At 62.4% G+C, this 14,647-nt stretch carries 12 protein-coding genes; 8 read left to right on the plus strand and 4 right to left on the minus strand.

The genetic code is table 11. From position 1 onward, the window contains the following. Positions 1 to 7 precede the first annotated feature (7 nt). Positions 8 to 1,156, minus strand: a complete 1,149-nt coding sequence (ribD, locus tag A9976_RS15865) for a bifunctional diaminohydroxyphosphoribosylaminopyrimidine deaminase/5-amino-6-(5-phosphoribosylamino)uracil reductase RibD (RefSeq protein WP_409049545.1) — start codon at positions 1,154 to 1,156, stop codon at positions 8 to 10. A gap of 100 nt (positions 1,157 to 1,256) precedes the next feature. On the opposite strand from ribD, the gene pilV reads away from it, so the two are divergent. From pilV to A9976_RS15900, 7 genes are all read left to right on the plus strand, one after another. Next, positions 1,257 to 1,895, plus strand: coding sequence for a type IV pilus modification protein PilV (gene pilV / locus A9976_RS15870; RefSeq protein ID WP_183019802.1), 639 nt, complete (start codon positions 1,257 to 1,259; stop codon positions 1,893 to 1,895). After that, positions 1,892 to 2,923: a PilW family protein gene (locus A9976_RS15875; protein ID WP_259649223.1), complete on the plus strand. Its 1,032-nt coding sequence runs from the start codon at positions 1,892 to 1,894 to the stop codon at positions 2,921 to 2,923. The genes pilV and A9976_RS15875 overlap by 4 nt, the downstream gene beginning before the upstream one ends. Continuing rightward, the gene (locus tag A9976_RS15880; RefSeq protein ID WP_183019803.1) at positions 2,923 to 3,549 is read left to right on the plus strand and encodes a PilX N-terminal domain-containing pilus assembly protein; all 627 of its coding nucleotides are present in this window, start codon (positions 2,923 to 2,925) and stop codon (positions 3,547 to 3,549) included. Before A9976_RS15875 ends, A9976_RS15880 begins: the two co-directional genes overlap by 1 nt. A 13-nt stretch (positions 3,550 to 3,562) precedes the next feature. After that, positions 3,563 to 7,936: a pilus assembly protein gene (locus tag A9976_RS15885; protein ID WP_183019804.1), complete on the plus strand. Its 4,374-nt coding sequence runs from the start codon at positions 3,563 to 3,565 to the stop codon at positions 7,934 to 7,936. A 2-nt stretch (positions 7,937 to 7,938) separates the two neighbouring features. After that, positions 7,939 to 8,457, plus strand: coding sequence for a type IV pilin protein (locus A9976_RS15890; RefSeq protein WP_269670914.1), 519 nt, complete (start codon positions 7,939 to 7,941; stop codon positions 8,455 to 8,457). Beyond that, positions 8,454 to 9,035 carry a GspH/FimT family pseudopilin gene (locus A9976_RS15895; protein ID WP_183019805.1) on the plus strand — a complete coding sequence of 194 codons (582 nt, stop codon included), beginning with the start codon at positions 8,454 to 8,456 and terminating at the stop codon, positions 9,033 to 9,035. Before A9976_RS15890 ends, A9976_RS15895 begins: the two co-directional genes overlap by 4 nt. A 285-nt stretch (positions 9,036 to 9,320) precedes the next feature. Then, positions 9,321 to 10,952 (plus strand): phospholipase D family protein, encoded by a 1,632-nt coding sequence (locus tag A9976_RS15900; RefSeq protein ID WP_232245735.1) that lies wholly within the window; start codon positions 9,321 to 9,323, stop codon positions 10,950 to 10,952. Positions 10,953 to 10,965: 13 nt separating this feature from the next. Here the strand turns inward: A9976_RS15900 and A9976_RS15905 are convergent, their stop codons facing one another. Then, complete coding sequence (locus A9976_RS15905; RefSeq protein WP_183019807.1) at positions 10,966 to 11,955, minus strand: tRNA-dihydrouridine synthase; 990 nt, start codon at positions 11,953 to 11,955, stop codon at positions 10,966 to 10,968. A 225-nt stretch (positions 11,956 to 12,180) separates the two neighbouring features. Between A9976_RS15905 and A9976_RS15910 the strand changes: the two genes are divergently transcribed. Continuing rightward, positions 12,181 to 12,723 (plus strand): hypothetical protein, encoded by a 543-nt coding sequence (locus A9976_RS15910; RefSeq protein ID WP_183019808.1) that lies wholly within the window; start codon positions 12,181 to 12,183, stop codon positions 12,721 to 12,723. A 28-nt stretch (positions 12,724 to 12,751) separates the two neighbouring features. Here the strand turns inward: A9976_RS15910 and A9976_RS15915 are convergent, their stop codons facing one another. Both A9976_RS15915 and A9976_RS15920 read right to left on the minus strand, forming a co-directional pair. Continuing rightward, positions 12,752 to 13,963, minus strand: a complete 1,212-nt coding sequence (locus A9976_RS15915; RefSeq protein WP_183019809.1) for a class I SAM-dependent methyltransferase — start codon at positions 13,961 to 13,963, stop codon at positions 12,752 to 12,754. A gap of 45 nt (positions 13,964 to 14,008) precedes the next feature. Next, a complete protein-coding gene (locus A9976_RS15920; protein WP_013801040.1) occupies positions 14,009 to 14,530 on the minus strand; it encodes a GNAT family N-acetyltransferase in 522 nt (173 codons plus the stop codon). Positions 14,531 to 14,647: the final 117 nt, after the last annotated feature.

The following is a 14,647-nucleotide window of genomic DNA, read 5'->3' on the forward strand; positions in this document are numbered from 1 at the left end:
CGACGCCTCAGGTTGAGCCATCCATGCCAAGCCGATCCGCTCCTACCTTCCGCAGAATCACCCGCAAGTCGTCGCCCACGCTTGCGACCGACTGGAATGACATGGCCTGCGCGTCGGCGAGCCTGCTCAAAGAGGGCATGTCGGCCCAACCGGCCCCGCCCCACAGAAGCTTGGGGGCCAGATAGGCCAACCACTCATCCACCAGCCCTGCCTCGGCAAGCGCTGCGTTGAGTCGATGACCCGCCTCGACGTGCAGTTCATTCACTTCCAGCCTTGCCAGATCGTGGATCATGGCCTGGACATCCACACGCCCCTGTCCATCAGGCATACACAGCAACTGCGCTCCACGCTCCACCAGCGCAAGCGCTCGGTCTGACGCCAGATCAGTGACGGCTGTGTAGATGACGACCTTGCGTTGCGCCGCAAACAGGGCTGCATCCGGAGGTGTCTGAAGCTGGCTATCCGCCACGATGAGCGTGGGCTGCCGGAATGTTTCGACCGCCCTGACATCCAGGCGAGGATTATCGGCAAGCACCGTGCCTATGCCCGTGAGAATCGCACAGGAGCGAGCGCGCCAGGCATGGCCATCATGTCGGGCTTCGGCAGAGGTGATCCACTGGCTCTGCCCATTGCTCAATGCAGTGATGCCATCCAGAGAGGCCGCCACTTTGGCGCGCACCCAAGGCCTACCCCGAAGCATGCGGCTGAAAAATCCCAGATTCAGCTCCCACGCCTGATCTGCGCCATCACCAATCTCAACCTCGACACCTGCGGCGCGCAGCCGCTCGAAGCCCTGGCCACCCACGCTGGGATTGGGATCCATCAACGACGCCACGACCTTGCCGATGCCGGCCTCCACCAGCGCATCGCAGCAAGGCCCCGTGCGGCCTTGGTGGGCGCAGGGCTCAAGGGTTACATAGGCAGTGGCGCCTCGAACGGAATGCCCCCGGGACTGGGCATTGCGCAAGGCCATGATTTCAGCATGCGGACCACCTGCACGCTGGGTGGCGCCTTGACCGATCACATGGCCGTGCACATCCATGATGCAGCACCCTACGCGAGGGTTTGGGGATGTGCGATACATGGCCTCCCGTGCTTGGCCAAGCGCTGCGACCATGGGTCCTGAAGCAGCGCCAGCAGCCAATTTGTCAAACATCTTCACCCTTTTCCTTCCATCCGCCTGAGCGGTCGATTTCCGCGCATGAACGGCAAAGACCCATGTATCTAAACGTTGGGCTCATGGATAGCATCGAATTATGAACCCACGAACCATGGACATGGCATCTTTGCGCCTGGCGCAATTGCGCCCGCGGCAACAAGGTTTCACTTTGATTGAAGTCCTGGTGGCCATTGTCGTTTTCTCGTTCGGCATGCTAGGCATGGTCGGCCTGCAGGCTGCTGCAATGCAGGCCAATCGTGAATCGCGCATGCAAAACCAGGCCACGGCTCTTGCACGTGAACTGGCGGAGATGATGCGAGGCAACAAGGTCATCGCCGTCAAAACAGCGGCCGCCGACAATCCTTATCTGGTGGAACTCTCCGTGGGAGCACTCACCATAGCTACGCCCTCTTATTGCCTGAGCGTATCCAATGCCGCCGACGGCTGCTCGTCACCTGCCGCTGTGGCGGCGGCACAGATGACGGACTGGCTGGCACGCCTGGACGCTGCGCTGCCTGGCGCGCAGGTTTCCGTTTGCTTTGACAGCGCGCCCTATGCTTCCACCGGCATGCCGCAATGGACATGCAACTCCACTGGCGCCAATGACATTGCCTTCATCAAGATAGGCTGGACACAGGGGTCCACCGACCGCACGCAGACAGGCAGCAACGCCTTCCAAACGGCATCCGATCGGCCCAACCTGGTCATCCCCGTCACCAGCGGCAACAGCGTATGAATCTCTTGCAAACACCGCAAATGCAGCGGATCGTCCCCAGACCCGCTCAAGCAGGCTTGACCTTGGTCGAGTTGTTGGTGGCAATGACGCTGGGCATGCTCATCGCACTGGCAGCCGCAGGCGTGCTCGTCGTTGCAAGACAGGGTTTCAGCAATGTGGATGGTGCTTCGCAACTGCGCGACAACGGCCGCTTCGTACAGGATCTTGTACAGCGGCTCGGGGCCCAGACAGGCTTCAAGAGCCTGCAGTTCGCAGCCACGGCGCGGCCGCCCGACACCGAAGGCGTGGATGCCAATCCTCCGCCGAATGTCTATGGTCTCAACAACGCCTCCCGCACGACCACCAATGACTGGGATGCAGGCACGGCCCGCAGCGCAGGGACCGTGGGCTATGGCAGCGACATTCTTGTTCTGCGCTACCAGACCAGTATTTCCACCCTGGGCTCCACAGAGTCAGACAAGACGATGATCGACTGTCGAGGCGTGGCATCCAGCACCGTTCCCAGCCAGCGAGACCAACGCCTGCTGAGCATTCTTCACGTAGGCAACAGCTCCGATGGAGAGCCTGCGCTGATGTGTACCTATATCGACCCCAGCGACTCCAGCCTCAAGTCGCTTCCATTGGTCAAGGGTGTTGAGAACTTCCAGGTTCTGTATGGCGTGGACGGTATAGGAGTCAGCAACACAAGCCCGCTCACCGCAGCTTCGGCCGACTCCATTCCCGAGCGCTATCTGCGCGCTGACCAGTTAACCGTCTCCGATGCACGGCTCGCCTATGCCAACTGGCAACGCGTACGCAGCCTGCGCATCGGACTCGTGCTGCGGGGCGCACCGCGCTCGGCGATTGACGGCACGAGTCAGACCTTCTATCCCCTGGGAATGACAAAGGGAGCGGCCGGCGGTAATGCTGGCTCTGCATTCGCAAGCAGCAATGACCCTGGCACGACCTACGCCCCTACCCCCGACGGCCGCCTGCGCCAGGTGGTGACCTTCACCGTACACCTGCGCAACTACCAGGAGGATCTGTGATGCCTGGCCAGTCCGCAATCCATGCCCGCCCTCAAGCGCGCTCCCAGCAAGGCGTCTCGCTGGTCATCGTGCTGATGATTCTCGTCATCGTCTCCATTCTTGGCGTCAGCGGCATACAGATCTCCATGATGGGCGAGCGCAGTGCGCGCAATGACCGGGATGCCCAGATCGCCTGGCAGGCCGGCGAAGCCGCTTTGATCGATGCCGAATTCGACATCGAAGGCCAGCCTGCATCCTCCAGCAGCAAGCGCAACACTATTTTTGCGCTGGGCAATACCGACATCGCCAAATTTGTCACCGACTGTGGAGCCTCGAGCACGCAAAGAGGCTTGTGCGCACTCAATCTGAGCGGCAAGCCCGCATGGCTCACAGTGGACTTCACCGCGACGGGTGATTCCGCACCCACCACAGCCTTCGGCACTTTCACGGGCCGCACTTTTCCATCCGGCGTCAAAGGAATACAGCCGACCAAGCCCCCGCGCTATGTGATCGAGGCCATTCCCGATCCAGAGAACGCCCGGACCGCCAAACCGACCGAACTGAAGTACATCTACCGCCTGACTGCCATGGGGTTCGGCCCCAATGCCGAGACGCAAGCCGTCCTGCAGTCGCTGTACCGCAACTGAGCCGAGTCCAAGAATGCCCAATGTCTTCATCCCGACCCTGCGCAGGCTGAACATCCTGCTGCCCAAAACACACCGATCCCGGCTGGCATGGATATGTGCGCCCTTGGCTATCGCGGCGTCGTTCCTTGCCACGGGCACGGGCACGCCACCCTCCATCCCGGCGATTCCACTGGCCCAGGAACCGCTGTATGCAGCCGTCACCGTGGACAAGCCGACAATTGCGCTGGCCCTGTCGGTGGAGTACCCCACGGTGGGTGCGCAGTATGTGACCGCATCCTCCACCGACAACACCTACAGCACGGCAACGGAGTATCTTGGCTACTACGACGCAGAAAGCTGCTACGCCTACAACGACGCGCCCACGGAAACCGTTCCATCCGGGATGACAGCGGCCGACTACAAGCGCTTTGACCGCACCGGGGCAGCCACTTCGCGCAAGTGCTCTGACGGATTCAGCGGCAACTTTCTCAACTGGGCCAGCAGCTCCGCAATCGACATGCTGCGCCTGTCGCTATCAGGAGGCGACCGCTACATCGATACTCCCAGCCTGACCGTGCTGCAGCGTGCGGTGTTGCCCAACGGCGATCCCGTTTGCATGTGGAACAGCGGAAACTTTCCCGCCAAACAACTCAGCCGAAGCAGCGGTGTAGCCAATGACTACTCCGGCGCCGTTCCCCAGGCCATGGTTACACAGGCCAATGGCAGCGATATATGGGTTGCCAACACCCTCAATCGCATTTACTTCGGCACCAGCAAGACGGGTAGCTGCAGCAATACAGGGGCATACACCCTTGGTGCCAGACAGTCTGCGCTGGGCCCCATCACCACATCGAACAGACTTCCTTCGGGAGCAAGCCTGTGTGCTGCAGAGAACGCCAGCTGCACCTCCACCGGCATACAGGAGATCTGGTACGGTGCACAGAACTCCTGGAAACGAGCCCCCCTCTCCGGGACTACAGCCTGTACCAACACTGTGTTTGGCGATCCACTGTCGGGTGCAAGCAAGGCCTGCTACCTGGTGGCCTATACCGGCTCATGGCAGCCATCGAACGCCACTGGACTCAATAGCGATGGATTTTTCTATTCGCGTGTGCAGGTCTGCAACAGCAGCGGCGGCACCTTGCTGGACAACCGCGACTACGGACTATGCCGTCAATATCCGAACGGCAATTTCAAGCCCACGGGCGCCATCCAGAAGTACAGCGACCAGATGCGGCTGGCGGCGTTCGGCTATCTGATGGACCAGACGCAAAGCTACAACAATGGCCGCTACGGTGGTGTGTTGCGCGCGCCCATGAAGTATGTGGGCACCAAGACTTTCAACATCAATGGCCAGGACAACACGCCCACATCGGGAAATGCCAAGGCGGAATGGAATTCCAGCACCGGTGTATTCAATGCCAACCCGGAAGATGACCCGATGCAGATCAGCGGGGTCATCAACTACCTCAATAAATTCGGTCGCACAGGCCCCGTTCAGGGACGCTACAAGAGGTATGACCCGGTAGGAGAGCTGTACTACCAGAGCCTGCGCTACCTGCAAGGCCTGCAACCGACTCAGGATGCCATCAGCGGCCTCACAGACAACCTGAAGGATGGCTACCCTGTCTACACAAGCTGGACAGACCCCTACGGCGACGGCCGCAGTGACACAGCCGAATATTCTTGCCTGAAGAGCAATATCGTGGTCATAGGCGACGTCAACACCCACGATGGCAATTGGCGAAATATCGATACCACGGACAACAAGGCGGCCAATGTCCCCAATTTCCGTACCTGGCATGGCTATGTACAGTCCTTCGAGAAAAACCAGGCTGTCAGTTACAAGGATGGTCAAAACGTCACCAGGACCACGGGAAATCCCAACGGTGCCAACAACAGCGTTCCCAGCAGCTCGCAAACCAGCCAGATCATGGGTTATGCCTATTGGGCTCATACCCACGATATTCGGGGAGCGGACTGGACAATCAACCAGGGAGACAAACGCCGGCCGGGTCTTCGCGTGAAAACCTACGTCTTTGACGTCAATGAAAACGGCACGCAGAATTCAGAAAATACCCGCCGCTATGCCAATCAATTCTTCATGGCTGCCAAGTACGGCGGCTTCGAGAGTGATGCAGCCAACACTGGCACCAAGCCCTATAACACCTGGGGCAATCCTTTCAAGAAGCAGGACGCAACGAACGACAACAATGTCTGGCAGAAACAGACGACTCCCGGAGAAGCTTCGACTTACTACCTGCAAAGCAATGCACGCGGCGTGTTATCTGCTTTCGAGGAAATCTTCAGCCGTGCCGCCACCTCGGCCCGGAGTATTTCGGCACCCGCCATTCCTTCCAACACCGTCACCAGCACCAGCGGTGCCGTGTCGTATTCGGCCAAGTTCGACACCAGCAACTGGAGCGGCGATGTGGTGGCAGAGACCATCAGCGTGGGAAACAATGATTTGCTGACCGTATCGGCCCCCACGTGGAGCGCTTCCGAGCGCCTCACGGCTATGACATCCCCAGCCACGAATCGCAAAATCTTCGTAGGGGCAGGATCCGCCATCAGCAATCCAACGGCGACGACCTTTACGTGGGGAGCCATTGGTGCGACCTTGAAAGAACAACTCAATAAATCCACGCCTACAGCCACTGCGGACAGCAAAGGGGAGTTGCGACTCAACTACCTGCGTGGTGACCGCAGCCTGGAAGGTGCACCATTCCGCGTCCGCAGTTCGCTGCTGGGGGACATTGTCAATTCCAACGTGGTTTATTCAGGAGCACCCTCCAAAAATTATTCGGGCACGGGCTATGCTGCCTTTCGCACCAGCTATGACAGCCGTACTGCTGCAGTTTTTGCGGGTGCCAACGACGGCATGCTTCATGCCTTCAATGCCACCAACGGTGACGAGTTGTTCGCCTATGTTCCCAGTTGGATGGGTCCCAAGCTTCCCGCACTGACGGACCCCAGCTTTGCCAACAACCACCAAAGCTATGTCGACGCTCCACTGGAAGTGGGCGAAGCTCAGGTCGCTTTCGCAGGAGAGGCCTCCGACTGGAAGACCGTCCTCGTCGGCGGCACAGGCGCTGGCGGGTCAGGTGTCTTTGCACTGGATGTCAGCAATCCCTCCAGTTTCGCAGCCAGCAATGTGATGTGGGAATTCACACGTGCCGACGACGCAGATCTGGGCCAGGTCATTGGCCAGCCCTACCTGATCAAGCTCAAGGTCACCAACGCCGATGCCGCCACAGGCACTGCAGCCACCTACCGCTGGTTCGCAGCAGTAGCCAGCGGCGTCAACAACTATGCGCCCGAAACCACGGACGGCCCCTACAGCTCCACCGGCAACCCCGCGATATTTCTGCTGGCCCTGGACAAGGCGGTCGGTTCGGCCTGGGCACAGGGCACGAACTACTACAAGATCACCTTGCCTGCCGACTCTTCATTGACCGCAACCCAGGCCACGGGACTGGCCAACTTCTCACCGCTTTATGGAGCCAATGGCGAGGTCACTGACATTTTTGCGGGCGATCTGCATGGCAATGTGTGGAAGTTGACCTTTGGCGATGTCACGCCCAATAACTGGAGCATCAACAACCTCTCCTACTTCAAGAGCGGCAACAACGCCATTCCCATGTATGTAGCGCGCGACGGCAGCAGCACCCCGAAGGTCCAGCCAATCACCGCTCCTCCTGGACTTTTCGCAGGTCCCAGGGTGAACGGCAAGGACACTTTCTATGTCGCCATAGCCACCGGCAAATACCTGGAATTGGCAGACGCACGCAACACGAATACCAACAGCTTCTATGTACTTTTTGACAACGGCTCGCCCAATGCCGACAGTTCATCGCCGGCGACGGGTGCCATCAGCGGGCGAGGCCGTCTGGCTGCGGGCACGGTCAACACGACCACGCGCGCCGTCAGTGTCTCCGCGTTCAAGTGGGGAAGGCCTGCCACAAGCTCAGATAACTCTGTACGCTCAGGCTGGTATTTCGATATGCCCGACTCCGGAGAGAGAGCCATCAGCAAGATTGCGGCCTTCGGCTCATTGTCCGCTGCATTCAACTCGCTGATTCCGGGGTCGGCGAATGCCGCCGCAGGCAGTTGCAACAATAGCCAGGGAAGCGGCAATGCCTACGTGCTCAATATTGGAAATGGAGCAGCCAACTACACGCCGTCCACCGTGGGCGTGCTGGGACCAGCTATCGGCATCGTCAAAAAGGAAGATATCACCGTGACCATCAGCGACAGCACGGGTAGACGCATACGCACCACTCCCACGCGGTCCATGAACACGGGTCAGGGAGGAGTGACACAGGGGCAGAAGACCGAAATCAAGCAGGTTGTGGGCCGCCTCAGCTGGCGCCAAATCTTCGACTACCAGGAAATGAAGAACAATTAGCCATGAAATCCTCCATGCGCAAACTCCGTGGTTTTACCCTGATCGAGTTGATGATCGTCGTCGCTGTGATCGGAGTGCTAGCCGCCATTGCCTATCCAGCCTACAAGGACTCGATCCTCAAGGGGCGCCGTGCCCAGGCGCGGGCCGCGCTGGCAGAACTGCTTCAACAGCAGGAACGCTACATGACCCAGAACAACTGCTATCTGGGATTCAGCAACAGCAATGGCGTCGCCAGCGCATCGGCGCCTAGCCCGAACACAGCCTGCGGCGGCGTCACCGCCTCCAGCGTTCCGTTCAAGAACTTCGCGGGCGAAACCTTGGCGAATGCGAGCTACATGCTGTCCGCCACCGTCTGCCCGGGTGCGAGCAATGCGACACTGTCCATTGCAAGTTGCGTCAAACTGGTGGCCACGCCCATCCGCTCGGACCCCGCTGTTGCCAACCTTGAAATCACCAGTTCGGGGACCAAAACCTGCACGGGCACGGCGTCATCCAGCAACTTTCGGCTGTGCTGGCCATGACCTGCACCAAGCCTTCAACCGCACGCGGCTTCACCCTGATCGAACTCATGGTGACGTTGTCCATCCTGGTAATTCTGGCCACCCTGGCGGCGCCCAGTTTCGTCGGTTTCCTGCGCAATTCGGAACTCACGTCATTCACCAACAAGTTGGTGGCCGCTACAAATACCGCGCGCAGCGAGGCGATGAAAACCGGTCGCAACGCCTACATCATTCCGGCCAGCGATGCATCTTGGAGCAAGGGCTGGCGGGTCTTCGTGGATATGAACAGCAATGGCAGCTTTGACGAAGGCACCGACATCACTGTTCTGGCCGAGCCAGCACCACCGTCCTACATCGAGATAGCGGGCACCAACAATGCGGGGGCAGACACGCCCTATGTAGGCTTCGGCAACTCTGGCTATGCCCGCAGCAAAGCGGGCGACGGAGATGCCAATGCCGTGGTGACCATCAAGCGCAACGACGTGACGTCCGCTGCCGCTGCCGCGGAAACGCGCAGAGTCATCATTGCGCTGACCGGCAGAGTACGTGCCTGCCGCCCTTCCACGGACCAAGGTTGCACAGCGAACGCCACGGACTGACCGTTTAGAGTCTCAGCGCAAGGTACTTGCCCGGTCATGTCCGACAGCAGCCGCGCCGCACTGAGGCTATACCGTAGGTGCTGCATTGCCCCCACACCTATGTACCCTGCCATCCGTTGTCTATTCCGTGCCGGAGAGACTTATGCCATTCAGCGAAAAACTGCATGGCTGCTGCCTCTTGTGGTCGCCCTGTCAGGCTGTGCACCCAGCTTGCCCACACAGCTGCACAGGCCTGTATCCACCGCCTTCGCAGAGCCTCAAAACACATCGCTGGGCACCTTGCTCATGCAGGGAAAGCCACCCGGCGCCACCCGACCTCAAACCTCCGCCTTCACCCTCCTGTCCGGAGCCCAGGCCGCCTATGGCGCCCGGCTGGCCTTGGTCGAGGGAGCGCAGCAGACACTGGACCTGCAGTACTACGCCATCCATGCCGACGAGAGCACGCAGCGCCTGCTGCGCGGCGTGGTCGAGGCGGCACGGCGTGGTGTGCGGGTGCGGGTGCTGCTCGACGATTTCCACAGCACGGGCGCGAATGCGCAGGTCATGCGCCTGGCCTTTGTGCCGGGCATCGAGATGCGCATGTTCAACCCTCTGGCGGGCGCGCGCAGCTCGGCTCTGGGGCGGGCCTATACGCTGCTGACGGATTTCCAGCGGGCCCAGCAGCGCATGCACAACAAGCTGTTCATCGCCGACAACGCCATGGGCGTGATCGGGGGGCGCAATCTGGGCGATGCCTATTTCGATGCAGACAGCGCCAGCAATTTCGTGGACCTCGACGTGCTGGCGGCGGGGCCGGTGGTCAACGACCTGTCACGCAGCTTCGACAGCTACTGGAACAACCAGCGCGCCTATCCCGTCCAGTCGCTGATCAGCCTCAAGGAGCTCAAGCAGTTGCGTGAGCGCTTTGCGGGCGATGATGACCAGGCGCAGGAGGACGACCCCACGCCTGCCGTTCCCCCGAAGGAGGCAAAGGCAGATGATCAGACGGCTGAACAGCGCCGGATCATCTGGGACCAGCAGCCCATGGATTTGCGCAAGGCTCGCTGGACCTGGGCATCGGCCGCCGTGCTGGTGGATGAGCCCGCCAAAATTCCGCTGGACAGGGATGACGGCCCGGGCCCCGGCACAAGCGCTGGCGCGGATGCGTCCGCCCAGGCCGGCCCCGCACCGAACGGCCAGCAGGCCAGGCCTGCCGGCACGCTGCCCATGGGCCAGCCGGCTGGCGCCCTGCGCCAGGCGGCGCGTCCGGTGCTGGAGGCCGATTCGGTGGTCGATGGCCTGCTGGCCCTGGTGCGCAAGACCCGGCGCGATCTGCTGGTAGTGTCGCCTTACTTCGTGCCGGGTCCGGACATGATGGAGGCGTTTCGAGGCGCACGGCAACGCGGAGTGCGCGTGCGGATTCTGACCAATTCGCTGGCCTCCAACGATGCACCTTTGGCCCATGCCGGCTATGCGCGCCACCGCAAGGCGTTGCTGGAGATGGGCGTTGAACTCTACGAGATGCGCAGCACGGCGGCCAGTGTCCGCTCTGCGTTCGGCGCTGGCAGCACGGGCGGTGGCGGCCCTTCCGGCTCGACAGGCGCCTCGCGTGCAATGCTGCACTCCAAGCTGCTGGTGGTGGATGGGCATCTGGTGGCAGTCGGCTCGATGAACCTGGATCTGCGCTCCCAGTTGCAGAACACCGAGATTGCCCTGCTCATCGCCAGCCGCGAGTTCGGCCGCCTGGCCACGCAAAGCATCGACGAGGGCCTGCAGGATGGCAGCTGGCGTGTCGAGATCGACAAGGATGGCGAGCTGGTATGGCGGGCCTCGGAAGACAGCGAGCGCGGTGACGAGCACAGCGAGCCCGACGCCAGCTGGGGCCTGCGCCTGATGCTCAAGCTCATTGGCCCGCTGGCGCCCGACCATCTGCTGTAGCCGGGCGCTTGCGCTATAGCCCGGCCCACTCCTGGCGCCGCGCCAGCGCCTGAACCCACAGCGTGATCTCGCGCTGGTCAGTCTGCGTGCGCACTTCCTGGTAGGCCTGCTCGGCTTCGGGAAAGCGGCGGCGCAGCAGGTTCAGCCATTGCTTGAGGCGGCCTGCGCGCTGGCGCGGCTCCAGGTCCTCGCAGACCATGTCCCAGAAACGCTGGACCTGCGGCACCAGATCGCTCCAGAACACCTGTGCCGCAACCTGTTCCGCTGGTGCCGGCCCGCCTTCCACGGCAGAGCGAATGGCCAGCGCCAGCCCTGGGTCGGCAACGATCCCCCGGCCCAGCATCAGATCGCCACAGCCCGATTGCTCGCGGCAGCGCAGCGCATCCTCCACCGTCCAGATCTCGCCATTGGCCACCACGGGCACGGACACGGACTCGCGGATGCGCGGGATCATGTCCCAGTAGGCAGGCGGACGGTAGCCGTCAAGCTTGGTGCGGGCGTGGACGACGATTTCGCAGGCGCCACCGGCCTGCATGGCCTGGGCGCATTCGGTCATCAGGGCAGTGTCGTTGAAGCCCAGGCGCATCTTGGCCGACACAGGCATGGCCGCCGGGACGGCTGCACGCACGGCACCCACCACGCGCGCGATCTGCCCTGGGTCCTGCAGCAGCGCAGCACCGCCGCCATGGCGGTTGACCACCTTGGCGGGGCAGCCGAAGTTCAGATCGATGCCCTCCGGACCCAGGCGCGCCAGATTGGCCGCATTGACCGCCATGCTGTCCGGGTCCGAACCCAGCAGCTGCGCGCGCACGGGCACACCGGCCAGCGTCCGGCTGCCATTGTTGAGCTCCGGCATGGTGCGCAGGAATACCTTGTCGGGCAGCACCGTTCCCGTGACGCGGATGAACTCCGAGACACAGCGGTCTGCACCGCCCACGCGCGTGAGCACATCGCGCAGCACGAAATCAAGCAAGCCCTCCATGGGCGCCAGCAACAGTCTCATCACCTATGTCGCGAGGCCTGTGCCCCGTCTTCCTGTTACAGATCAAACAATATTCCCGCGACCGGCATCGGCCGCCAGCACCTGGAAATCAGCGCCCGCCCACGCGATGGCAGGCGATTGTGCGCTTGCCGCAGAACACCGGGCGGACCAGTTGTCACGGCTTCTTCACGCCACGGTCATTCATGTAACGTGCAATCGGGGCTTGTCGGACTCCCTGCCCCCACCATGCTGCTGCAAAAAACCGCCAAGGCCCTTGAAGAGCTGCAGCCCGGCCGCCGCAGCCTGCCGCTGCGCGAGCGCTCGGTGCTGCTGATGGCCGATGGCCGCACCCAGGAGCAGTTGCAGCAGGTCCTGGGTGCACAGGCCGGTGAACTGATCGAGCAACTGATCGCCAGCGGCCACCTGCAGCGCCTGGCTGGCCAGGCCGCCGAATCATCGCCCCAGGCTCAGGCCCAAGTCCCCTCCATGGCACCGGCCGCCACGAAGGAATACTCCCCGCCCGGCCCCGCTGCCATGCTGAATCTTGCCGGCACACGCATGTACCTGTTCGATATGTGCGAGCGCATGTTCGCCAACCGCCATGAGGACAAGGCCCAGGTGCTGCGCCATCTGCTGCGCGAAGCGCGCGATCTTGAGGCACTGCAGGCGGCCGCCCTGCAGCTGCTGCAGACCGTGCAGGAACATGCGGGCGAAGAGCGCGCCGATGCCCTGCGCGAGCGCCTGCGGCATCTGCTGCCCCAGGAGGCAACGACGGCACAGGGCGCCTAGACGAATCGAAGGGTGGACGCGCGCGCGATCAGCGCGGCGCCAGGCGCCACAGCGAGGTGAGCTCGGCGGCGCGCGCCGCGTGCAGCGGGTCGGTGGAGTCCGCAGCCTTTCCATGGCGCGGGCGGATGTCCTCGCGGCCCAGGACCTGCAGGCCTGCGGCATCGATCCAGCCCAGCAGTTCCTCGCGCGAGCGCAGCTGCAGGTGCTCGGCCAGATCCGACAGGATCAGCCAGCCTTCGCCGCCCGGCAGCAGATGTGCGGCAAGGCCCTCGACAAAACCGCGCAGCATGCGGCTGCCTTCGTCATAGACGGCCTGCTCCAGCAGGGAGCTGGCCTTGCCCGGCAGCCACGGCGGATTGCAGACCGCCAAGGCGGTCCGGCCTTCAGGGAACAGGTCCGCCTTGCGCAGGCCCACGCGCTGCGCCAGACCCAGCCGCTGCAGGTTGTCCTGCGCGCAGGCCAGTGCCCGATCGCTCAGGTCGGTGGCCACCACCTGCCGCACGCCACGGTGCAGCAAGAGAGCGGAAAGCACGCCCGTGCCCGTGCCGATATCCCAGACGGCGGCGTCGGCCTGCTGGGCCACGGCGGGCAGGGGCGCCTGGGCCACCAGATCCAGGTACTCGCCGCGCACCGGGGAGAACACGCCGTAGTGCGGGTGAATGCTGAACTCCGGCATGCCCGGCACGGCCAGGGCCACGCCCTTCTTGCGCCACTCATGTGCGCCCAGGGCACCCAGCAGTTCACGCAGGGGAACGATCACGCTGTGCGCACCCTGGTCGGCGGGAATCTCGCCCCAGGCTTCGCGACAGGCGTCGCTCCAGTCCGGTGCGCGGCGCAGGGCACAGTGCCAGCGGGTATCGAGCTCGATCATCACGCTGGCCAGGATGCGCGCACGCTGCGCCAGTGCCTGGCGGTGCAGGTGGAAGGCGTGGGGAAAGACCGGCTTGGCGTCTTCCTTGCCGGCGCGGCGCTGGCGCGCCTTGGCGGAAGTCTCACGTGCGGGCTTGTCGAGGCGGCGGCCCAGGGCCGACAGCAGCTGCCGGGCATTCTGGAAATCGCCGCGCCACAGCATGGCCTGGCCTTCGCAGGCCAGGCGGTAGGCGCTGTCGGCGGCCAGGCTGTCATCAGCGATGACGATGCGGCGCGGTGCGGTCATGGTGCTGTCCGCGCGCCACAGGGCAACCTGGGTGGCCTCGTGCTCCTGCCACTGCAGCAGGGACCAGTTCTGGGAAGAGGACAAGGCCTGCTGCTCCGTGAGTGATGGGTGGATGGTTTGGCGAATCGATCAGTTCAGTGCGCGCTTGAGCCGCACTTCCTCGATCTTGAGAGCGCCGACCTGGGCCGTCTTGGCGGTGGACATTTCGCGCTTGAAGCCGGCGAGCTCATGGAAGCGCAGCGCGCGTTCATTGCGCAGCGGCACCCACGAGGTGACATTGGTGCAGCCTTCTTCGAGCAGGCCGTCGCGTGCGGCGTCCCACAGGGCCACGCCCACACCCTGATTCCAGTGCGTGGGAGAGGCATAGATGGCCCAAATTTCACCGGTGGTCTGGCGCGACTTCTCATCGCGCGAGCGGTCGAAACCGACGAAGCCGACGATCTTGTCGCCGTCGATGGCGACCTGAACCTGGGGTTCGCAAAATTCGATGGCTTCGCGCCAATAGGCCTGGCGTTTTTCTACCGACGACATGCTCTTGAGCTGGTCATCGGGAACCAGACCGCGATAAGCCTCCATGGCGGAAGCAGTATGGATCTGGGCAATCGCTTTTGCATCGCGGAGAGTGGCTGGACGAACCTGGATACTAGACATGGAAAAACCGAAACGAAAACAGGTGAAAATAGAAGGGCGTGATTTTCACAGGAATCGCGCTTTTTGCGTGCGTTGCGGCTCTTAGCCATGCACGCAAGTACGGCTGTGCTCGTTTTC

The sequence above is a fragment of the Delftia sp. UME58 genome, from assembly GCF_014170385.1.
GTDB lineage: Bacteria > Pseudomonadota > Gammaproteobacteria > Burkholderiales > Burkholderiaceae_C > Comamonas > Comamonas acidovorans.